This is a genomic window from Marinimicrobium hydrolyticum (assembly GCF_030848505.1).
GTDB lineage: Bacteria > Pseudomonadota > Gammaproteobacteria > Pseudomonadales > Cellvibrionaceae > JAVDDU01.
The window spans coordinates 1-20857 of sequence record NZ_JAVDDU010000007.1 but is presented as its reverse complement, the minus strand read 5'-3'; the positions used below and the strand labels follow the sequence as shown (position 1 = coordinate 20857).

Below are 20857 nucleotides of genomic sequence, written 5' to 3'. Positions count from 1 at the left end.
ATTCCACTTTAATTGCCGATACTCGCGGCGGAGTTACGATGGCCGATCAGCACGCACAGCACTCGCCTTCCTCCAAGGAACGCTCGGACAACTTCAAGACCTGGATTCGTCAGCAGCTGCAGACGCTACACCCAACAAGACCGCTGAATGAATTGAGTATGACCACACTGCGGGGAGACGCCGGCTTCCGGCAGTACCATCGTTTGAACACCCAGCCCTCCATGCTGGCGGTTGACGCGCCTCCGGCCCACGAGGACAGCAAGCAGTTTGTGCACCTTGCGCAATATCTCCGCCCCCAGGGCATTGATGTTCCAGCTGTCATTGCTGCGGATGCGGAACGGGGTTTTCTGCTTATAGAGGATTTTGGTGATCAACTTCTCCAATACGAGCTGGAAGAGTCGCCCGACTCGGCCCCGATACTTTACGGGGAGGCGTTAATCGAGCTTCTAGCGCTTCAGCAGAGCCCCCATGCGCGCGAACTGCTGGGCGTTTACGACCGAGAGAATTTAGGCGCCGAACTGGCACTGTTTACTGATTGGTTCCTCGCAGAGCTGCTGCAGTACAGCTTGTCTGACCAAGAGCATCAGCTTGTACAAGACGTGTTCACGCGCCTGGAAGACAGCGCTCTGGAACAACCCCAGGTACTGGTGCACCGGGATTATCACTCGCGCAACTTGCTACTGAAGACCGATGGACGCCTGGGCATCGTCGACTTCCAGGACGCACTTTGGGGGCCTATTACCTACGATCTGGTATCACTGTTGCGGGATTGCTACCTGCGCTGGCCTGCCGAGCAGGTGCGCCAGTGGGCGCTGGGTTACGGCAATATGGCGGCGGAGGCGGGCTTACTGACGGATGTGGACGAAGCTCAGTACCTGCGGTGGTTCGACTGGATGGGGCTGCAACGACATTTGAAAGTGCTGGGCATCTTTGCCCGCCTGTCCCTGCGCGACGGCAAAAATCATTATATGGACGACCTGCCCCTGGTGATTCGCTATGTATTGGAAGCCTGTCAAGGCTATCCAGAGTTGGCTGAATTCCAACAGTGGTTCGAGCAGCGGCTGCTGCCACTGGCCCAACAACAATCCTGGTACCGTGATTACCGGTGCGCGGGGGATCGGCCTGAGTGAAAGCGATGATCCTGGCCGCAGGCCTTGGCAAGCGCATGCGGCCACTCACCGACGACACCCCCAAACCGCTGCTCAAGCTCGCCGGCAAACCTCTGCTGCAATACCATTTGGAGTCCCTGGCCGCTTCAGGGGTGCGCGAGGTCATCATCAATCTGGCGTACTTGGGCGATCATATTCGCGCTTTTGTGGGCGATGGAAGTCGCTTCGGGATCCAAGTGACTTATTCCCCCGAACCCGAACCGTTAGAAACGGGTGGCGCCATTGCCCACGCCCTGCCGCTGCTTGGGGAAGCGCCTTTTTTATTAATTAATGGTGACGTTTGGACGGATTACGATCCGACCACGCTTGCCAACAGACCGCTTCGGGACTCTAGCCTAGGCCGCCTACTGTTGGTGCCCAACCCCGATTTCCATCCGCGCGGGGATTTTGGGCTATCCACGGACGGCTATCTGACTCACGCACCGGAGCACGCCCGTTTTACCTTTGCCGGTATCAGCTTGCTGCGCCCTGCCCTGATCCGCGACTACCCGGACAAACGCAGCAAGTTTCCTTTGCTGGAGGCACTCAACTCGGCCATCGCCGAGCAACGGCTGGAAGGCGAAGTTCACACCGGTTCCTGGAGTGACGTGGGCACGCCGGAGCGATTGCACTCTTTACAATCAGAATTGGCTTCCCGCCCTCAATAACCGCTGGGGCCTGCACACCGATACCCGTCTTCTGTATGCTGTCCTTCAGCGACCCTGATTTGCCCACCGGTGATTTAGGGGCGCTCATTACACCACCTTCAGGAGGAAGCCGTGACTCGCAGGCTACTTTGCATCGCCCATCGCGGTGGGCCAGGCACCGAACACAGCCCCGAAAACAGCCTCGAAGCCATTAAGAAAAGCCTCGACCTGGGCGTGGATGCCATTGAAATTGATATTTGGTATGTGGAAGGCCGGTTGCTGGTAACCCATGACCGGCGACTGGGGCGACAGATCCCCGGCGAAGGCCCGCTGTTGGACCAACCCCACAGCAAACTCCAAAATCTGCGCCTGAAAAATGGCGAATTGGTACCGACCCTGCACGATGTACTGCACACCGTGGGCGAGCGCGCACTCTTGAACATAGAGATCAAAGGGCCGGCGTGTGCATTACCCCTAGCCGAAGCCATCCTGGACCATTGCCACGACAATGGGGGCCAGTTGGAGCAATACCTGGTTTCCAGCTTCGATCACCAACAGCTGTACCAGTTGATGCACCGAGCACCCCAACTAAAAAGAGGCGTTCTGGTGGAAGGCATACCCCTGGATTACGCCCGCTGTTGCGACGCGCTGCGCGCCTATTCCTTCAACACCAGCATCGACTTCCTAAACCAGTCTCTGGTGGATGATGCTCACGCACGTGGCCTGAAAAGTTGGGTGTATACCGCCAATCACAAAGACGAATGGCGTGCCCTGTCCGCCATGGGCGTGGACGGTGCTTTTACTGATTTTCCCGCAGAACTGATGGCCTTCAACGCTGAGCAACGCTCCTAAACGCATAGAGGGCAAGCCACGAATGGCTTGCCCTCTAACGAAGTACTCACTGCCCCACTTTCTGGGCAGGCTCCCCTTAATTAATGGGGATAGTAAAGCTTACGATGAACTTGGGTTCGTCGTTGGCGTAACCGCCGTCGTCCAGTATCAGGCCCAAGGTGAAACTCAAATTCTCGTTATAACCATAGGTGACGTCCAAGTGTGATACGTCGTCTTCGTGATGACCGTAGGTAAAGTTGAAATCACCTACATCCAAACCTACGGTGGTATACCAATAGTCATCCAGATCTTCCAAACCGTGGAAGTAAGTCAGCGAAAGGGGCCCAAAACCCAGACCAACCACTGCTTCCATCAGCTCGCCCGGACCGACAGGGTCAGCAGCAGACGGATAGGAATAACTCCACAGGCTCACGTCGTAAGTAAAGGCTCCGGCCTCACCACCGTATCCCACGTACAGATCGTACTCGACGCTTGACGAATCACCAGAAGAAGTCCACATACCGCCGTAAAAACCACCAGCGCTAACAGTCAAGTCACCCCAAACGGCCGGTGTGCCATTACCCAGATCAAAACCGCGCCAGTAGTACATGTTGGCAGCGCCGACCGAGGCGGAAACTTCTACTTCAGCAGATGCCAAGGGAGCCATAGCCGTGCCAGCCAAGGCCGTTACCGCGATAGCACTGGCCAGTAATTTTTGCTTCATTTTCATGAGTTCTTCCTCTAAGTATTTTGGGCAATATTTTGTCTTTTACAGCTGTCGATGCCACACCGAACAAGCTTGCCCAGGTATTAGCAGGTAGCGAGCCAACTTTAAATTGTCGTTTAAAATCATCCACTTAAGTGAGATTCAGCACAGAGACCGGGGTTCTCAGCACACAAAGCGCACCAAAGTGAAGCAGACCGCACGCACCCCTACCCCCCAGGCGCACCATAAGCGTGCACCTTTTACTTGCAAAGAAGAGCCGGGCGTCAGATCGACTATTTACACGCCGCCCATAAGCGTCGTAACCAGGGTTTCAGGTCCAGATAGACCAACAGTGCGCCAATCACCAGGCCCGCCCCCAGAAGCAGTGAAAGGGTCAGCCGCTCCTGGGCCACCAAAGCGCCGATCACTAGCGCCAGAACGGGCGTGATCAAGGTGATGAGCGAAACCGAGCTTGGCGAGAGCTCATTGAGCACGAAGTAAAACAGCGTGAAACCGAGTACCGAGCCAAACACGGCTAAATAAAGCACCGCCCAAAATGTTTTATCGGACATCTCTGTGGGCCATTGGCCATCCGTCCACCACCAGGTCAGCAAAAGCCCCGGCAGTGCAAACAAGAGCGCGCCCGCCGTCTGACTGAAGGCATCGGTGCCTTGATTCAAGCGCTTTAACGTCACGCTACTGGTGCCAAACAAGACGCAGGACAGTAGCAGACCCACAATCCCGTAGACGGAGCGAGCATCAATCCGCAGTTGGCCCCAGAAAATCACCAGCAACCCAACCAGAGCAATCAGCAGTGCCAATACCCGAAAACGATCGAATGGGTTTTCGCGCAGAATCGCCATGGACAAAAGCCCGGTCACGAAGGGTGACAGTGCAAAGATCACAGCAATCAAACCGGAGGGTATAAATTGCGCTGACCAATACACCAGGGGCATATTGGGGAATATTCCCAGTGATGCCACCAGATAAACTTTCCAGGCACCAGGGCGGGCGAACAGGGAACCGCGACGCAGCCACGCCAGGGCAAGCAGTGCCAGCGCAAGGGCCAAGCTCATGCGCAACGCAACGGCCGTCATAAACGGCACACTGTCACTGCTCCACTGAATGGCCAGCGGCGTGGTGGACCAAATTAAGATTACGAGGGTGTACGCCAGGTAAACGTGCACGGGACGCTCCTTTGTCGTGCAGCATGTTCCGGGGCTTTTTAACAGAGGTAAAACAAAAAAGGCCGCAGAAGATGCTGCGGCCTTTTGGGGTTAAGTGGTTTTCGCTTTACAAATCCCCTGCCGCATACGCACGTGCGCGCACCATACGCCAAACTTGGCGTAGCACGCAGACGACGGGTTTTGCGGCAAAAGAAAGCGGCATACAATTAACCGGTAATGAACAGTAAGCGGCTACTGTAATTCAAGCATCGGCTGCACACAATAAGCAGCCCGGTTTTTTTTGTGTCAATATGGTGCACCTAGTTCAATCGACTTAAAAGGCCAAACACCGCAAGCATGAAGATCTACCTGGTAGGCGGCGCAGTGCGCGACAAATTGTTGGGCTACCCTCATCACGAACGGGACTGGGTGGTGGTGGGCGCCCGTCCGGAGGAGTTGGAGGCCCAGGGCTTCATCCCGGTGGGGAAAGATTTTCCTGTCTTCCTGCACCCAAAAACCAAGGAAGAGTATGCCCTGGCGCGCACCGAGCGCAAAACCGGACCCGGCTACACGGGCTTCAGCTTCCACAGCTCTCCGGAAGTTACCCTGGAAGAAGATTTACGTCGCCGTGACCTGACCATTAATGCCATGGCCGAGGATGATTCCGGCCAGCTTGTCGATCCCTACGGCGGCCGGGAAGATTTGCAACGGAAACTGCTTCGGCATGTGTCACCCGCCTTCGCGGAGGACCCGGTTCGTGTATTGCGAGTCGCGCGTTTGGCAGCGCGCTATCATCACCTGGGTTTTCGCATAGCGCCAGAAACTGTAGAGCTGATGAAACAGCTGGTCGACAACGGAGAAGTCGACCACTTAGTGGCCGAGCGTATTTGGAAGGAAACCGAACGCGCGCTGATGGAAAAATCACCCGAGGTGTTTATTACTAGCCTGCGTGATTGCGGAGCACTGGCGCGAATCATGCCTGAGCTGGACGCACTTTTTGGCGTACCGCAACCGGCCGAGCACCATCCGGAAATCGACACCGGCGAACACTGCTTAATGGTTCTGCAGCAAGCCGTCCGGATGAACGGCTCGGCGCGCGTGCGCTTTGCGGCCCTTACGCACGATCTAGGTAAGGGCGCCACGCCCCCAGCCGAGTGGCCGAAACACATTGGTCACGAACAGCGAAGTTTGTCTCTGGTTAACGAGCTGTGCGAACGCCTGGCAGCCCCAAAGGAATTCCGGGAGCTGGCCCGGCTAGCCGCCCAGTATCACACCCATGGCCACCGAGCGATGGAGCTAAAGCCGAGCACGGTGCTGAAACTGTTCAAGGCAGCGGACGCCTTCCGCCGCCCGACACGTTTCGAAGAATTTTTGTTGTGCTGCGAGGCCGACGCACGCGGGCGCACCGGCTTCGAAGATCGCCCTTACCCGCAGGCCAATTATTTGCGCTCGGCGTTGGCACGCTGTCGCGCTATCGACAATGGCGAGATTGCGGCCCAGGGATTCACCGGCAAAGCTTTTGGGCAGGCGCTTGATAAGGAGCGCTTGCGTCAGTTGAGCAAAGTGAAAAGTGCGCTAACCGACTGAGCAGGAAAGGATATCGGCATTTTGAGACACGCTGTAGATACGTCCCTGTACGCTCCGCGTCGGCTTCCCGCCTCCGAGGGTCTCAAAATGCCGATATCCTTTCCTTCGGTGCTGAGAGTATGCGGACACGTTCTAAAGCGACTTCGTAAACCCCGTGGCGCCTGCAGGCTATTCTTTCTTCCTCAAGTTTCGGGGTTCAAAACTCGTTGGGTGGCGCTAAGGTGGCATGGCGAACCACTCTGCGGGACCGTCGGAGGCAGGGATGCCGACGTCGAGCTTACAGGGATGTATTCACAGCGTGTCCCGCAGAGTGGTTCGCCATGCCAGCGTCTCGATCGAACCCCGATACTTGAGTTTCTTAAGAAGGTAATCCCATGACCAACAAATCCCCAGTAACACTAATCACTGGCGCCGGCCGTCGTATCGGCGCGCAACTGGCAAGAAGCCTGCATGAAGCAGGCTACCGAATTATTGTGCATTACAATCGCTCTGTGGAGGAAGCCAGCGCGCTGGTTGCGGAGCTCAATGAACAAAGGCCCGACTCCGCTGCCGCCTTCCAAGCTGACCTCAATGATATTACCCAGATTAACGAGCTGGCGCGCGCTGCGCTGGCGCAATGGCAGCGATTGGACGTGCTGATCAACAACGCTTCGAGTTTTTACCCCACACCTTTAGGTACCGCCACTGCCGAGCAGTGGGACGACTTGATCAACAGCAATTTGAAAGCCCCGTTTTTTTTAACCCAAGCCCTGGCGGAACCTCTGCGCCAAGGGCGCGGCTGTGTTGTGAATATCGTGGACATCCATGCCGAGCGCCCACTGAAGGGCTACCCCATTTATTCCGCCGCCAAAGCTGGCCATGTGATGCTGACCAAATCCCTGGCGCGGGAGCTGGCACCGGATGTGCGCGTGAACGCGATCGCCCCCGGCGCCATCTTGTGGCCAGAGCAGGACGCCGAATTGGCTCCCCAGGACCGTCAAGATATTTTGGACCGCGTCCCGTTAAAGCGCTCCGGCAACCCTTTGGATATCGCCGAAACAGTACTGTTTTTAATAAAAAATTCTCCTTATATTACTGGACAGATTATCGCTGTGGACGGCGGCCGAAGCGTCGCCTAAAGAGCCACTTTTTTTGCTTTTTCCCCGCGAAAAACCGCTTGAACTTCCGTCCAAAATCCCCACCTTATAAGTGAGGCAACAGAAACCTTTCAAAGGAGGTGCAGCTATGAACTTGATTCCACGTAACTCCCTGTTTGACTTTGACAGTGTACTGGATAACTTCTGGGCACCCGTGAATCAGCAGCGTGCCAGCAGCGAGGTATCCTTCACCCCGCGAGTGGACGTAACTGAGCACAAGAAGAATTATGAAATTAATGCCGAGCTACCCGGCATCGAGAAAAAGGATATTGAAGTAACGCTGGAGAATGGCATTCTGACCATCCAAGCGGAATCTCGCCAGGAAGAAAAACAGGAAGAAGAAGGCCGGTTAATTCGCCAGGAGCGTCGCTACGGAAAGTTTGTGCGCAGCTTTAATCTGGGCACTGACGTAAAAGAAAAGGACATCAAGGCTGAGTTTAAAGATGGGGTACTGAAACTTAGAGTTCCCAAAGTGGAAGAAAAAGCCCCTGTCAGCCGTCGGATTGAAATTCACTGAGGCAATGGTGCCTGGAGCGAGCCAATCGGTTCACTCCAGGCTTATTTCGCTACCGATACTTGTTGCCCTCGCCAGTGAAAATCCACTGGCCAGAGAATTTGTGTTGTTTTGTCATAGCGGCGCCACAGCTCCGCATACGACAAGTTTAACTCAGGGTGTTTTTGATCCGGCGCGATCTCCGCTAAGGGCTGCAATACAAAAGCGTTTTGGATAATTTCCGGCCTTGGCAACCGAACACCGGCCTGCTCGCCCACCCAGTCGTCGTAGGTAAGGATATCAATATCCAGAGTTCTGGAACTGAACTTCGGCGCTTGACGTTCGCGCCCGTGGGCCGCCTCAATCCCCTTCAGCTGTTCCGACAGCTCTGCCACACTCAAATCTGTGTCGATACCCACGGCCAGGTTTAAAAAATTGTTACCACTGAAGCCCACCGCTTCACTTTCAAACACGGATGAAACGGTTAAGTCACCGAACTGCTCGGCAAGAGCGTCCAGTCCGGCCTTGATGTGCCGATGCCGGTCAATGTTGCTCCCGAGGCTCAAGTAGACGGACGTCATTGGGGTTTGCTCCCCCGCTCAATAATCAATCCCACATCCCGGGCGCCCCGTACGGCCCCGGGTTTGCTGACGCGCAATCGCAACCAAGGCACAGGAAACTCTTTTAATACCAAGCCGGCGATTTCTTCAGCCAGCGTCTCCACTAACTGCGCCTGACGATTTTCCACGTGTGCAATCAGTCGTTTGGACACCGCTTTGTAGTTGAGCGCATGCTCAATGTCATCACTGCTCGCGGCCGCTCGGATGTCCGTCGCCATTTCCAAATCCAGACTGACGGTTTGTTTGACCTCGCGCTCCCAATCGTAAATGCCAATGATGGTTTCAATGCGCAAGTCTCTGATGTAAACAATATCCATGGTGTTTTCCGGTGGTCATGACGATTAGTTAGAGCGCGTCTCAAAATGCGGGCTAGCCGTGCCGTACTATTTATTCACTTTACACTCTGGCAGGCTATCCAATGGCCAGCGGGCGCGCACTGTGACGCCCAGGGGTTCGCTCTGCCCGGCCAGCAGCCTCTGGCAACCGGCATAGGCAATCATGGCACCGTTGTCGGTGCAAAACTCGTGGCGCGCGTAAAAAACACCCGCGCCGATTTTTGTTAGCGCCGAAGTCAATTCGGAACGCAGATGAACGTTGGCGGAAACACCACCGGCAATCACAAGTGTACGCAAGCCGGTCTGCTCCAAGGCGCGCCGGCATTTGATCACCAGCGTGGAGACGACCGCCGACTCGAACGCCAGAGCAATGTCGGCACACGTTTGCTGATCCGGCAGGCCATCGGGGCCGGCGTGTTCCGCCACGGTGTTCAGAGTGTGGGTTTTCAAGCCGCTGAAACTGAAGTCCAGGCCGGGCCGATCCACCATCGGCCGCGGGAAGGTAAAACGTCCCGCGCGCCCCTGTTGGGCCAACTTAGCGATTTGCGGTCCGCCGGGGTAATCCAGATCGAGCATTTTAGCGGCTTTGTCGAATGCCTCGCCCACCGCGTCATCGAGACTTTCCCCTAACAGCGTGTACTCACCGATGCCCAACACTTCCACCAACTGAGTGTGTCCGCCAGACACCAGCAGGGCGACAAACGGGAACGCAGGCGGCTCCGGCTCCAGCATGGGCGCCAACAAGTGACCCTCCATGTGGTGTACGCCCAGTGCAGGAATGTTCCAACCGTAGGCCAGTGCTCGCCCAACGGAGGCGCCCACCATCAGCGCGCCGATCAGTCCGGGGCCTGCAGTATAGGCAATACCGTCCAGCGCCTCCGGCTCTGTGCCCGCCGCAGCCATAACTTCTTCGATGAGCGGCAGGATTTTCCGCACATGGTCCCGAGAGGCAAGCTCTGGAACCACTCCGCCGTATTCCGCGTGCACATCGATTTGGCTGTACAAGGCGTGCCCCAGCAGCCCCTTGTCGCTGTCGTAAACCGCAATACCGGTTTCATCACAAGACGTTTCTATGCCCAAAACGCGCATTATTAAAGGCCCTCATTAATCAGGCGCCTATAATATAGACCCGACGCTCCCAGGGCCAGCCGATGTCAGGGAGACTCGTACACCGTTTCAAAGAAGTCTCTCAGCCCGGCCATGTAAGTATCCCGCGAGCGCAGAAAGCCGGTGTTGTGGTCGCCTTGAATGGTCAGAAAGTAACGCGGCTCGGGGGCAGCGTCATACAAAGCGCGGCCGTGCGAGTAGGGAATGATTTCGTCACCCTCGCTGTGGATCACCAACACCGGCTCGGAGGCTTGTACCAGAGCCGCCTTAGTGTCGTACTCATAGCGCAGCAATAGCCGCACCGGCAAAAAAGGGTAAAGGTCCGAGCCAATATCGGGTAGGGACGTAAAGGCCGACTCTAAAATGACACCCGCCAGGGAATGGCGTGAGGCCAGCTCCGCGCTCAAGGCTGCACCCAGTGAGCGACCGAACGCTACAACCTGCTCCGATTCGTAACCGCGCTCTTCCACCAGATAGTGGAGCCCCGCCTCCGCGTCCAGCTTCAAGCCCTCTTCACTGGGCCGACCCGTGCTTTTCCCGTAACCGCGGTAATCAATAATCAGCACACTCATGCCGAGCTGGTGAAAGATTTCCAGTGATTCCAAACGGTGAGAAATGTTGCCCGCGTTACCGTGCAAAAACAAAAGCACGCCTTGTGCTTCAGGCGCGGGGATAAACCATGAGTGCAACTCCTGGTCGTCACGGGTGGTAATGGTGACTTCCTCGTAGCCCAGGCCTCGGTCTGCCGGGCTACCCACCAAATCACGACTGGGAAAATGCACCATGCAACCTTGCAGCATTGCCGCCAGCGCCACCAAAGTTAGATAACCCACCCCCAAGGGTAACAACCAGCGCTTGATCCATCTCACAATAAATGCCCCCCTGTTCGCTCATTGACGGTACCTGGCAATGACGCACGCAATGCCAGTACGATTGCCGGAGCACAAGTCCACACCAGGGAGAGTAACAAGGATGGCCGGGCGATGCATTGGCCTAGTGGGCATAGGGCGCGCCTTTTTCCTCCCAAAGGCTATCAGGCACGACGACCAACTTGCCAATATGAGATCGGCCCATAAAGGTTTGTTGGGCTCGATGAAAATCGGAGAGACGGAAGGTTTGATCCAACAGCGGACGTAATTTTTTTTCTTCGATATAGCGAACCAAACGTTGAAAGGCCTCACGGGTACCTTGGGAAGAGCCGTGTAGTTCAAGCTGCTTGAGGTAGAGCGTACGCAAATCCAGATGCACGATGGGACCGGCTATGGCTCCCGCTGTGCAGTATCGACCTTCTGGACGTAAGATGTGCAACAAGTCGCTAAACAGTGGGCCGGCCACCACATCCGCCACCACATCGATAGGCTGGCCCTCAGTGGCTTGTTCAACCCCATGAATCACATCCCGCTTCTCTCTGAGTACAACCGCTTCGGCGCCCAAGTTTTTCAGCGCGGCCTCTTTGCCCCGACTGGTAATCACGTAAGGAATGGCCCCGCGTACCCGCGCCAGTTGTACAACGGCGGAGCCCACGCCCCCCGAGGCACCGGTGACCAGGACCCGCTCACCTTCGGTCAGGCGCGAACGGTCCAGCATTCGTTCAGCGGTTAAATAGGCGCAGCAAAAGGTGGCTAACTCGGCATCGGTCATGTCGCTGTTGATGGCCTGCGCATTGTCAGCAGGAGCGGTTAAGTATTCCGCATAGCCACCATCGCGGCCATGACCCATATAATCGACGGCAATAGGAGTGTGATCGGAGGTTTCTTGATAAAGGCAAAAATCGACAATGACCCGCTCGCCAATACGATGCGAGTTTACGCCGGAGCCTACAGCGACAATTCGCCCTACAGAATCAGTTCCCTGTATGCGCGGAAATGCCAAGGCAATGTGCCCGCCTCGGCCGTCGGGGATGCCCGCGCTGATATCGCCAAAGGCACCCTCACGCACCCACACATCGGTGTTGTTCATACCACAGGCACTGACCTGGACAAGCACTTCACCAGCGCCGGGTTCGGGCAGGGGCAAGTCCTGGCGGTAAATCAATTTATCCAGGCCGCCATAGCCGATCAGCTGTACCGCCTTCATGGTGTCCGGTAGCCTAACGGAATGCATGGTTGACTCCTGTAGCCGGTGAGACCGACCCCAAAAATCAGAACGCCACATTTTTTGTGGTGTTCCGAGCAATCAACCATCGCCGCTTGAGCAAACCGTGCTAGAGACTAATTAACTATGTCCCCAGAAAATTGGCCGCCAGCGTCACTACTAGCAGAACCAGGAAAACATAAAACAGAATTTTGGCGATGTTCGCAGCAGCCCCGGCAACAGCGCCAAAACCCAGGATGCCCGAAATAATAGCGACGATGAGAAACACCAACGCCCAATAGAGCATAGGTCCCCTCCTTAGAGTGTCCGGAAATCAAAACGGCTTCCGGGTAACCGGCGATAAAAGTGGCCGGTCCTTCCTTGGACAACAATGCAGCTACCGCAGCTCCTTCTGAAGACCACATTTCTTACGTTGCAACGAGCGGGCCAGGTTTGAGAAATGCCTGTAGCCCGCATGTTGTCGGTGGCCGTAAAATTCTCAACGCAAAGCCATACCCTGAGCCAGGAAACTATTACCGGTCGACGGCGAAAAATTTACGGATATTCACCTTACAGTAGGATCGATATCCTTACTCCACGCGCTATCAACTGAGAGCGATTGTGTCGAGTTCAATGTTGATTTCTAACCCAATTATCACCTTCTTTGTGATATTCCTGCTTCACCGCCGCCCAAGCAACCTTATGAGAGGTTTCCTCTCGATCCGCGTCGCCCCGGCGTTCTTCCGGATCTTTGTACTGATCCCAGGCAGAGTTATGTGCTTTACGGTAAATCTCCTGAGCGTGGAGCGGCAAGTTTCCCTTAACGTTGTCGGGCAATTCTTCATTGGACTTGTAGGGCATGGCAATATCCTCATTAGTCTGTGGATTGTGATCGCCGGACCGTAAAAAATTAGACTTCAACAACATCCCTGAGTTTTTTCTATACCCGTTTTTGGCTCCTGCAACCCGGCTGCTGTTGAGTCCGCATTGTGGCACATAAAACCTGATGGTCAGCAATAGCGCTTGTTTCTCGGGGCGAGAGTTGTTTCAATGCTTTAGCACTTACACCAATAACAGAGGGCGTTTCAACAAACGCCCACTCATTCTGTCTAGGAGCGACGCCATGAGTGGTTTTGGAGGGGTTGTTTATCCCGCTGGTGAGACGGTGCCGGAAAGCTGCGTGGGCGGGATGAGTGCGTCACTCGCACACAGAGGAGACGCTGACGTTCAGCTGCATCCTTGCTCCCACGCCGGATTTTTCGTCCGCCAAAATTCATCGGGGGTGTACAAAGCCAGCATCCACTCGTCCGACACCATGACCGTTGTCGCCGATGGTCATGTGCACGGCACCGACGGACGCAATCTCCTGGGCTCACAGAGCTTGGCCGAGTTTGTTCACGCGGCGTATCTGGAAGATGGCCTTGCGTTCCTTGACGACATGGACGGCGGCTTCGCTATTTGTCTGTATGACCATCGAAGTGAGCGTGTCACTCTAATCAGGGATATGTTCGCCCGGCGCCCACTATATTATGGCATCCAAGATGGCCGCTTCTGGTTTGCATCGGAAATTTCACCGATTACTCAGGCCCCGGATTTCACCCAGGAAGTCAACGTCAGCAACCTACCTCAGCAACTGACCTATCGCGGTAATTTTGGTCCGGAAACCTTGTTCAAGGATATCTATAAGGCTATTCCGGGGTTTTGCGCGAAAGGTAAAGTGGGCTCGAAGCCCACCTTGCACTTCTACGCCAACGTACCTAAAAAACCCAAGCTACGACTGTCTGCGCGGATCTACGGAGAGAAAATCTGGACACGTTTGGTTACCAACGTGCGCGCCAGCCTTTCTGGTGGCGAAAATTTAAAAACGGGTTTATTGCTGTCGGGAGGCACGGATTCGGCGCTGCTGGCCAAGGCCCAGATGGAGTGCGATTTAACCAACCCGTTGGCCGTGAGCTGTGGTTATTCCGAGCCGGATGCCCTCGACAACGATGAAACTCACATCGCCGAACAAAACGCTCTGCTTTGCGAACTTCCTTTTAAAAGCACGCTGACTTCGTCCAATGACGATCTTCTGAGCTTGCTCAGACGGATTGTTTTAGCCACAGAGGAGCCGCCCCGCACCTTTATAGCGATTCCCATCGAAAAGACCTTGTCTGCTGTGCAAAACGACGTCGACTGTCTGATGACAGGCACTTTTGCGGATGCCCTGTTTGGCGAAGAGAAGCAATATGACACGCCCATCTACGGATTTCGAAACTGGTTGCCCGAACGCAGCCGAAACCTCATTCGAAAACTTCTTCCCGCATTACGAAAGATCCCCAGAGTTCGGGGCTACGCCGCTTGGTTTAAACGCGGAGACGTGGACTCCATGCAGGAATACCTGCTCAAACACGAGCGCTTCAACGGCACTTTGCGGGGGCTGGTTGAGGACCCGGAACTGGCGAAATGTGCGCCGCACATAAGCCAGGTTCGTGAAGCCATCGCTGACTTCAATCCCGAAGACGAATACACCCTTACGGATCACATCATGTACGGGCATTGTTGGAACGAGCTGTTCGAACAGTTGAGCAGCCAGCACGGCATTGATGTGGTTCACCCGTTTCAGGGTCGCGCCCTATATGATCTGTCGTTGGAAATGCCGTATCGGGGGAAGATCTGCCGAAAACACACCAAACCGTATCTCCGGGCGCTGACGGCCAGGCTGTTTTCGCCCGAGTTTGCCTACCGAGAAAAAACCAAATTTTCGTCCCCAGGCGTCGTTTGGCTGAGCGAGTCGCAGCAACTCCAGGATTTTGTGTACACATTGAGTTCACCCAAGGCCAAAATCCGCGAATACCTAAACGGAGACGCCATTAACGCCATTATTGCCCGCTACCGGGAGCAAGTGAGTATCGGTCGATTAAAAAATGCGACTTGCCAACTGGTGTACACCTTGATTGGCCTTGAGCTTTGGCTGGACTGTTATTTCCCCGACCGCAGAGCACAAACTGCAACACAGACCGAAGCCGTGGCGATCGGGTAGTGGCTCAGTGGCATCGGCCTTGATCAGTGCACGTGGAAACGGACAAACCTGTTTGGACCCACGATGTGGCGCCGCGTTCGGGCGGAGTATAATTCAATTCGGGTGTGTGCGCCGAGTTCACGACGTTGCATCTTTCTTAGGAGCCGCTTGCTCATCCTCCGGCGCGCTCTTTCCTTTCAGGCGAGCCTTCAACACCTCCATTAAGTCTATGACGTTGGCCTCTTCGGTAGGTTCGGCAACTTCCGGCTCCTGCATGACGTGATCGCCTGCATCTAACTTACTTTCCGCCAATTCTCGCAACCGACGAGTGTCCTGATCTTCCAGCAGGGAAATGTCCAGCGTGTCGGCAGCAACAGACTCCAGGGCTTGTCGTAGACTTTCCACTTGCCTGGAATCCGCCTCTGGCAGGGCAGGCAAGCCAATCTGTTCCGGTGAGCGAATCTCGTCGCTAAAGCGCAGTGTTTCAGCACGCAATATACCGTGCTCGGCCATGATGGCGATGATGTATTCTTTGTCCCGCATCACAAAAGTAGCGACACCGGCGCGCTGCTCTTCCTCCATACTTTTGGCCAGTAATCGATAAGCCTTGTGAGCGCCAGAGTCAGGCGCCAGGAAGTAGCCGCGCTGAAAGAATATGGGGTTGATCTGTTCCAGGGGGACAAAACGACGCAAGTCTATTTCACGAGATTTATCGGGCGCCAAGGCTTCCAGCTCCTCATCGTCAACCAGCACAAAATGCTCTTTATCAAGGGGGAAGCCGCGCACCACGTCCTCGCGCTCCAAGATTTCCCCGTCTCGTTCGCAGTAGAATCGCCGCTTCAATGGTGACCCTTCCCGGTCCACCATTTTGAGTGAATTTCCCTTGCTTCGGTTGGCTGGAAACAAACTGACGGGGAGACTCACCAAACCGAACGCGATGACGCCAGACCAAAACGGCCGAGGTTGAAACTGTTCATTATCACCGTCGTGCGTTTCTTGATGATCTGTTTTGGCTGACTTGTCTTTAGCCATGAGCACGCACCTCTTTGAGACTCGCCTCCAAGGCATGAATGAGATCGTCCGGTGCAGGCTTCTGGGAGGGCGGCGGACGCTCTACGCCACCCCCGCGCTGCTTCTTCTCCACCAATTCCAGAACTCGCTCGCGATACTCATCGTGATACTCTTCTGGGCTGAAGTCAGCCTCCAACATGCCAATCAACTGCCGCGCCATAGCCAGCTCCTTCTCATCCAAGGGTTTCCCTGCCGGCGCTTGCAATTCATCGACAGACACCACTTGCTCCGTATGGCGCAACGACATCAGCATGGGATAGCCGCGAAACACAGATAGGGCTCCGTAGTATTCCTTGTTGCGCATGACCCAGTGCACCAACGCCTCGCGCCCGGATGATGAGAGCAACTGAGCGAGGGCCGCATAGCGATCCATTGAGTCGTCCGGGCCCAGATAGTAGGGGCGGTCGTACCAACGATGATCGATGGCTTGCAGCGGAAGAAACTTGAGTACTTGAATATCCCTGGAAGGCTCCGGCTTTAGATCATCCAGCTCTTCTGTCGTAAGCAGCACTTGCTGACCTTCGCCCGTGCTGTAAGCTCGCCAAGTGTCACCGAAGGGAACTACCACCTCGGTTTCGGGGTTGATCAGGGCTTGCTTTACGGGTGTTTTATCGGTTTTGTGAAGTAAACGAAAGTGAACCGCACGATCCTCAATAGCGGAGTAGAGTTTCACCGGAATATCGGCATCGGCGCAACGAATCCTTCCTTTCCAAATGGCCCGGGCTGCCATTAGGAAGTAACCTCTGGCACGTCGGCGCACTCCACGCAGTGCTGCCCCGAGCTCGTCCACTTGCCTATGCACAAGGTGCACGTAGGCCGGTCACACGCAATACAGTAGATCAAGGTTTCGCGATGTACCGTTTCAGCACAAGCCCAACACTCCTCAGGGCCGGGCGCAAGCCACCAGGGGTCGGCTGAGCTTGGATCGAGGTCAGAGTCGAGCGCGGAGTGACAGCTGGGGTCGAAGGCGCTCATAAGCTCCCCCCCACTGCTTTGAACATTTGGTCGGTGATGGTACGGCTCGCCTCGGTATAACCCTCCCAGGGATCCCGTTTCAGGGAGCTCAACCGGCGGCGAAGGTTGTTAATGGTGTAGCGATTGGCGGAAATCGCCGGGGTGAGCTCTTCCCAGCGCAGGGGAACGGCCACGGGAGCATTCTTTCGGGCCCGAATTGAATAGCGGCCAATGCTGGTGCTGCCGCGACCATTACGAAGGTAGTCGATAAAGATTCGCCCCTGGCGTTTTGTTTTGGCCATATTCGTGGTGAAGTTAGTGGGATCGTCGTGGGCGTGAGCGCGCGCCACCGCATGGGAAAAGTCTTTCGCCTGATCCCAGGAGAGCCCTGGCTCAATGGGCACAATAACGTGTAAACCTTTGCCTCCCGTCGCCTGCAGAAACCCAACTAACCCCAGTTGACGAAGTCGCTCACGCACACCGCTGGCACCATGGGCAATCTTGCTCCAGGGCACATCCGGCCCCGGGTCCAAATCAAAGACCAGGGTATCGGGCGATTCCACATCCTCAATTCGACTGCCCCAGGGGTGCAACTCCAGCACGCCAAACTGTGCCAAGGTCACGAGATCTCTCACAGAAGTCACGTACAGATAATCGGAGCTGCCTCCACGCTTTTCGTCAATCGCCACGCGCAGAACTCCCTTGGCAAAGTTTCGTTGCCCGGGGTGCTTTTGAAAAAAGCACGTCTGATCCCAAGCATCCGGGCAACGCAAAAGCGACAGGGGTCGGTTGACAATGTAGGGTAAAATCCAATCTTGCACGTCCTCGTAATACCGTGCCAGATCAAGCTTGGTTATGCCTTGCTCTGGATAAAGCATTCGATCCGAGTGACTTAAGCGCACTCCTGCGACTACTGGGTCCGCACGCACTCGGCTGCGCCGCTTTGTCTGATCTTCTACCGCTTCCCCGCTATGCCCTTGTGCACGGCCATGCATAACTACCTCCGATGCCTCTTTGTCTTCACGCAAACCGCGGTACACCGGATGGCGCAAGGCGCCACCCTGGGTGCGCTCGGTAAATTCCACATCCACCACCAATTCGGGCGCCACCCATTGGACTCCCGCAGCCTCAGGAACAGGACCGGAAAATGGCGACCGGTCAATTTGCAACTGTTTCAGTTGCTCATGCAAATTGTGTAATTGATCGTCTGTAAATCCAGACCCCACACGCCCCACGTACACCAGTTGTTTATGGTGGTAGCCGCCCAGCAAAAGCGATCCGAAACCACGACGTGCACCGGAAGGTCGTGTGTAACCACCGACAATGAATTCATCCTGCAGGGTGCATTTAGTTTTCAACCAGCTGCGATGGCGGCCGAAGCGATAGCGAGCGTCGGCACTCTTGGAAATAATGCCCTCCAAGCCCAACTCACATGCCTGAGTGTAAAACTCCGGCCCTTGGCCAGTGATATGATCCGAGTAGCGCACTAAAGCGCCGGCATCTAGAGTTTTAAGCAGTTTCGCCAAAACGCTCTTGCGGGTTATTAAGGGTGTGCGACGAAGGTCATAGTCGTTGAGTTGCAGAAGATCGAAAACTTGATAAACGAGTTGATCAGTTTGGCCCGGCCGGGTTGCCGTGCCTACGCTGTCCTGAAGTTTGCGAAAGCTCGTGGAACCGTCCTGTTCGAAAGACGCGATCTCACCGTCCAACAACGCCGCTTCCACCGGCAGATTCGCCAAACGCGCGGCCAATTCCGGGAAGCGTCGCGTCCAATCTTTGCCGTTCCGGGTCGTCAACTGCACGCTGCCACCCTGAAGCCGGGCCATAATTCGGTAGCCGTCGAATTTTATTTCATGCAGCCAATTGTTCCCCTCCGGAGCACTGTCGGTCAGAGTTGCAAGCTGGGGGGTAAAGTTTTCGGGAACTGAGCCCTGACTCGCCTGCTCCAGGTCCTTTGGATCCGGCACTGGCGGATTGGGACTGGCCTCTTGCGCAATTTCGTCCATGGTCCGTCCGGAAACCACGCTTAAGTCGTCTGGGCGCGAGCCGTTTCCGTCCGGATCGCTACGCTTGATCAGCAACCAGTTTTCCTTGCGACGCCCTGCCGCCTTGCCGTGCATTCTGACCAGTGTCCAGCGGCCGGCGAGCTTTTTTCCGTGCAATTCAAAATCCAGCTTATCCCGCTTGGGCTTGCCACGAGTTTCCCACCGCCCCTTATCCCACAGCATGGCGGTTCCGCCGCCGTACTCGCCTTGAGGAATTACCCCTTCAAAATCCCCGTACTCCAACGGGTGATCTTCCACCTCCACCGCTAGACGTTTTTCTCCAGGCTGCAAACTCGGCCCTTTGGGTAACGCCCAACTGCGCAACACGCCATCCTGCTCCAGTCGCAAATCAAAGTGATCGTGGCTGGCCAAATGCCAATGCATGACATAACGGGCTTGATCCGCTCCACCCTGGAGCGAACCACCCGGCTCGCCGGTGCGTGAAAAATTCCTTTTTTGCTGATAGGTTTCGAGTCTTTCTGCCATAACCGCTGCCTGCAAATGCGAGGCCACAGAAAACATTAGACCTGTAGACGACCGCCAGTAATGCCATAGATCTCACCAGTGATGTAACTGGCATCAGGAGAGGCGAGGAAGACGAACAGTGGCGCCAGCTCGGCCGGTTGAGCTGGCCGTTTCAGCAGGGTATTGACGCCAAATTTTTGAACCTTTTCCTCTGGCATAGTCGCTGGAATAAGGGGTGTCCACACTGGCCCTGGCGCGACCGCGTTAACGCGCACGCCTTTCTCGATTGCCTCGTTAGCCAAGGACAACGTAAAGTTGGCAATAGCGGCTTTGGTGGACGCGTAGGGCGAGAGCTGGGGGCTAGGGTCAAACGCCTGAATAGACGTGGCATTAATGATGGAGCCGCCCGGCGGGAGATGTCTCAAGGCAGCCTTGGAAAAATGAAAAAACGCTTCAATGTTGGTTTGAAAAGCGTATGTAATCTCTTCATCGGGAATATCTTCCAGCTTTTCATAGGTTTTCTGAAAGGCCGCGTTATTCACCAAAATATCCAGATGACCAAACTCGTCAATGCAACGCTGGACCACCTGCTCACAGCCTTCGCGGTTGTTCGCCTGATCCATTTTTATGGAGATCACTTTCCGCCCAGCACCGCGCACCAGGCGCTCAGTTTCTCGCGCGTCATCGTCTTCGCTGAGATAGGTAAAAACGATATCTGAACCTTCGCGCGCATAAGCTATGGCTACGGCTCGACCGATACCGCTGTCGCCGCCGGTAATCAATGCAACCAAACCATCCAGCTTGCCGCTGCCCTGATAGGTTTTTTCGCCGTGATCCGGAACCGGGCGCATGGCATCCACGTGCCCAGGAAGATCCTGAGGCTGGGAATCGTATTCGGGCCGGGGATAGCGTTCGCGAGGATCTTGTAAGTTGTTGTGCTGTGGGTGGGCCATGCTTACAACCTCCATTTTCTCTACCGCTGAAATGGATTCAAGGACACTGCCAGAAGCTGTGCGCCGTTCGCACTCGGTGTCCGGTCCATCCCTGGACAGCACTTCTCATTCCTTATGACGGGCACTCCCATAGGGTTGCAATCGGTAGGCCAGCTCAGCCCCTTAAAAAAGTTGTTTTAAAACAATTCGTTACCTTGTTTCGCGTCGTAAACTTCGCTCTATACGCGCAAGCCTTACAATCCACTGCGAAAATTTTACTGATTGCTCTCCGTGTCACTCTGGGTGTTGTCAGTCAGCACCCGCTCTTCGTATTCACGCAGGCGGTTGTAAAGGGTTTTCACACTCACGCCCAAAATCCCAGCCGCTTTTTCCTTTCGCCCGCCGCACTGATCCAAGGTCGCCATAATCAGGTTCTTTTCCACTTCCGCCACAGAGGTGCCTATGTTGATGGTCAAGCTCGATCCGCGTTGACGCACCGTAGAGTTGGGGTTTTGGATGTGCGGGGGCAGGTCCTGAACG

Annotated in this window: 21 protein-coding genes; 7 read left to right on the top strand and 14 right to left on the bottom strand. The window is 55.4% G+C overall.

Annotation, left to right across the window (positions count from 1 at the left end):
* Positions 1 to 38 precede the first annotated feature (38 nt).
* From RBH33_RS12790 to RBH33_RS12780, 3 genes are all read left to right on the top strand, one after another.
* Positions 39 to 1130, top strand: coding sequence for an aminoglycoside phosphotransferase family protein (locus RBH33_RS12790; RefSeq protein WP_306732596.1), 1092 nt, complete (start codon positions 39 to 41; stop codon positions 1128 to 1130).
* A gap of 5 nt (positions 1131 to 1135) precedes the next feature.
* Positions 1136 to 1816 carry an N-acetylmuramate alpha-1-phosphate uridylyltransferase MurU gene (gene murU / locus RBH33_RS12785; RefSeq protein WP_306732742.1) on the top strand — a complete coding sequence of 227 codons (681 nt, stop codon included), beginning with the start codon at positions 1136 to 1138 and terminating at the stop codon, positions 1814 to 1816.
* Positions 1817 to 1927: 111 nt separating this feature from the next.
* Entirely contained in the window at positions 1928 to 2647 is a 720-nt protein-coding gene (locus RBH33_RS12780; RefSeq protein ID WP_306732595.1) for a glycerophosphodiester phosphodiesterase, read from the top strand.
* 76 nt (positions 2648 to 2723) lie between these two features.
* On the opposite strand, the gene RBH33_RS12775 is transcribed toward RBH33_RS12780, so the two are convergent.
* Both RBH33_RS12775 and RBH33_RS12770 read right to left on the bottom strand, forming a co-directional pair.
* Positions 2724 to 3356 carry a TorF family putative porin gene (locus tag RBH33_RS12775; protein ID WP_306732594.1) on the bottom strand — a complete coding sequence of 211 codons (633 nt, stop codon included), beginning with the start codon at positions 3354 to 3356 and terminating at the stop codon, positions 2724 to 2726.
* Positions 3357 to 3625: 269 nt separating this feature from the next.
* Positions 3626 to 4519: a DMT family transporter gene (locus tag RBH33_RS12770; protein WP_306732593.1), complete on the bottom strand. Its 894-nt coding sequence runs from the start codon at positions 4517 to 4519 to the stop codon at positions 3626 to 3628.
* Between the two features lie 336 nt (positions 4520 to 4855).
* Between RBH33_RS12770 and RBH33_RS12765 the strand changes: the two genes are divergently transcribed.
* The 3 genes from RBH33_RS12765 (at position 4856) to RBH33_RS12755 (ending at position 7738) form a co-directional block, all read left to right on the top strand.
* On the top strand, positions 4856 to 6085 hold the full coding sequence (locus RBH33_RS12765; RefSeq protein ID WP_306732592.1) for a multifunctional CCA addition/repair protein: 1230 nt from the start codon (positions 4856 to 4858) through the stop codon (positions 6083 to 6085).
* Between the two features lie 374 nt (positions 6086 to 6459).
* Complete coding sequence (locus tag RBH33_RS12760; RefSeq protein WP_306732591.1) at positions 6460 to 7203, top strand: pteridine reductase; 744 nt, start codon at positions 6460 to 6462, stop codon at positions 7201 to 7203.
* Between the two features lie 106 nt (positions 7204 to 7309).
* Entirely contained in the window at positions 7310 to 7738 is a 429-nt protein-coding gene (locus tag RBH33_RS12755; protein ID WP_306732590.1) for an Hsp20/alpha crystallin family protein, read from the top strand.
* A gap of 41 nt (positions 7739 to 7779) precedes the next feature.
* On the opposite strand, the gene folK is transcribed toward RBH33_RS12755, so the two are convergent.
* The 7 genes from folK to RBH33_RS12720 all read right to left on the bottom strand — a co-directional run bounded on the left by folK (position 7780) and on the right by RBH33_RS12720 (position 12710).
* Positions 7780 to 8295 (bottom strand): 2-amino-4-hydroxy-6-hydroxymethyldihydropteridine diphosphokinase, encoded by a 516-nt coding sequence (gene folK / locus RBH33_RS12750; RefSeq protein WP_306732589.1) that lies wholly within the window; start codon positions 8293 to 8295, stop codon positions 7780 to 7782.
* The gene (gene folB, locus RBH33_RS12745) at positions 8292 to 8651 is read right to left on the bottom strand and encodes a dihydroneopterin aldolase (RefSeq protein WP_306732588.1); all 360 of its coding nucleotides are present in this window, start codon (positions 8649 to 8651) and stop codon (positions 8292 to 8294) included. The genes folK and folB overlap by 4 nt, the downstream gene beginning before the upstream one ends.
* Positions 8652 to 8717: 66 nt before the next feature.
* A complete protein-coding gene (gene tsaD / locus RBH33_RS12740) occupies positions 8718 to 9758 on the bottom strand; it encodes a tRNA (adenosine(37)-N6)-threonylcarbamoyltransferase complex transferase subunit TsaD (RefSeq protein ID WP_306732587.1) in 1041 nt (346 codons plus the stop codon).
* Between the two features lie 65 nt (positions 9759 to 9823).
* Positions 9824 to 10645, bottom strand: coding sequence for an alpha/beta hydrolase (locus RBH33_RS12735; protein WP_306732586.1), 822 nt, complete (start codon positions 10643 to 10645; stop codon positions 9824 to 9826).
* A 124-nt stretch (positions 10646 to 10769) separates the two neighbouring features.
* Positions 10770 to 11879: an alcohol dehydrogenase family protein gene (locus RBH33_RS12730; protein WP_306732585.1), complete on the bottom strand. Its 1110-nt coding sequence runs from the start codon at positions 11877 to 11879 to the stop codon at positions 10770 to 10772.
* A gap of 115 nt (positions 11880 to 11994) precedes the next feature.
* Positions 11995 to 12156, bottom strand: a complete 162-nt coding sequence (locus RBH33_RS12725; protein ID WP_306732584.1) for a DUF1328 family protein — start codon at positions 12154 to 12156, stop codon at positions 11995 to 11997.
* Between the two features lie 323 nt (positions 12157 to 12479).
* Positions 12480 to 12710, bottom strand: a complete 231-nt coding sequence (locus RBH33_RS12720) for a ChaB family protein (RefSeq protein WP_306732583.1) — start codon at positions 12708 to 12710, stop codon at positions 12480 to 12482.
* Positions 12711 to 12972: 262 nt separating this feature from the next.
* Here RBH33_RS12720 and RBH33_RS12715 point away from each other — a divergent pair, with 262 nt between their 5' ends.
* On the top strand, positions 12973 to 14871 hold the full coding sequence (locus RBH33_RS12715; protein WP_306732582.1) for an asparagine synthase-related protein: 1899 nt from the start codon (positions 12973 to 12975) through the stop codon (positions 14869 to 14871).
* A 117-nt stretch (positions 14872 to 14988) separates the two neighbouring features.
* Here the strand turns inward: RBH33_RS12715 and ku (RBH33_RS12710) are convergent, their stop codons facing one another.
* From ku (RBH33_RS12710) to RBH33_RS12690, 5 genes are all read right to left on the bottom strand, one after another.
* Positions 14989 to 15882 carry a non-homologous end joining protein Ku gene (gene ku / locus RBH33_RS12710; protein WP_306732581.1) on the bottom strand — a complete coding sequence of 298 codons (894 nt, stop codon included), beginning with the start codon at positions 15880 to 15882 and terminating at the stop codon, positions 14989 to 14991.
* On the bottom strand, positions 15875 to 16723 hold the full coding sequence (ku, locus tag RBH33_RS12705) for a non-homologous end joining protein Ku (RefSeq protein WP_306732580.1): 849 nt from the start codon (positions 16721 to 16723) through the stop codon (positions 15875 to 15877). Before ku (RBH33_RS12705) ends, ku (RBH33_RS12710) begins: the two co-directional genes overlap by 8 nt.
* Before the next feature lie 169 nt (positions 16724 to 16892).
* Complete coding sequence (ligD, locus tag RBH33_RS12700) at positions 16893 to 19406, bottom strand: DNA ligase D (RefSeq protein WP_306732579.1); 2514 nt, start codon at positions 19404 to 19406, stop codon at positions 16893 to 16895.
* 35 nt (positions 19407 to 19441) lie between these two features.
* A complete protein-coding gene (locus RBH33_RS12695) occupies positions 19442 to 20440 on the bottom strand; it encodes an SDR family oxidoreductase (RefSeq protein WP_306732578.1) in 999 nt (332 codons plus the stop codon).
* A 152-nt stretch (positions 20441 to 20592) separates the two neighbouring features.
* Positions 20593 to 20857, bottom strand: a 265-nt coding sequence (locus RBH33_RS12690) for a helix-turn-helix domain-containing protein (protein ID WP_306732577.1), incomplete at its 5' end; no start/stop codon positions are given.

Coding starts and splice junctions, on each gene's coding strand:
- RBH33_RS12790 (WP_306732596.1), top strand. CDS start 39: ATGGCCGATCAGCACGCACAGCACTCGCCTTCCTCCAAGGAACGCTCG.
- murU (WP_306732742.1), top strand. CDS start 1,136: ATGATCCTGGCCGCAGGCCTTGGCAAGCGCATGCGGCCACTCACCGAC.
- RBH33_RS12775 (WP_306732594.1), bottom strand. CDS start 3,356: ATGAAAATGAAGCAAAAATTACTGGCCAGTGCTATCGCGGTAACGGCC.
- RBH33_RS12765 (WP_306732592.1), top strand. CDS start 4,856: ATGAAGATCTACCTGGTAGGCGGCGCAGTGCGCGACAAATTGTTGGGC.
- RBH33_RS12760 (WP_306732591.1), top strand. CDS start 6,460: ATGACCAACAAATCCCCAGTAACACTAATCACTGGCGCCGGCCGTCGT.
- RBH33_RS12755 (WP_306732590.1), top strand. CDS start 7,310: ATGAACTTGATTCCACGTAACTCCCTGTTTGACTTTGACAGTGTACTG.
- folK (WP_306732589.1), bottom strand. CDS start 8,295: ATGACGTCCGTCTACTTGAGCCTCGGGAGCAACATTGACCGGCATCGG.
- folB (WP_306732588.1), bottom strand. CDS start 8,651: ATGGATATTGTTTACATCAGAGACTTGCGCATTGAAACCATCATTGGC.
- tsaD (WP_306732587.1), bottom strand. CDS start 9,758: ATGCGCGTTTTGGGCATAGAAACGTCTTGTGATGAAACCGGTATTGCG.
- RBH33_RS12730 (WP_306732585.1), bottom strand. CDS start 11,879: ATGCATTCCGTTAGGCTACCGGACACCATGAAGGCGGTACAGCTGATC.
- RBH33_RS12725 (WP_306732584.1), bottom strand. CDS start 12,156: ATGCTCTATTGGGCGTTGGTGTTTCTCATCGTCGCTATTATTTCGGGC.
- RBH33_RS12720 (WP_306732583.1), bottom strand. CDS start 12,710: ATGCCCTACAAGTCCAATGAAGAATTGCCCGACAACGTTAAGGGAAAC.
- RBH33_RS12715 (WP_306732582.1), top strand. CDS start 12,973: ATGAGTGGTTTTGGAGGGGTTGTTTATCCCGCTGGTGAGACGGTGCCG.
- ku (WP_306732581.1), bottom strand. CDS start 15,882: ATGGCTAAAGACAAGTCAGCCAAAACAGATCATCAAGAAACGCACGAC.
- ligD (WP_306732579.1), bottom strand. CDS start 19,406: ATGGCAGAAAGACTCGAAACCTATCAGCAAAAAAGGAATTTTTCACGC.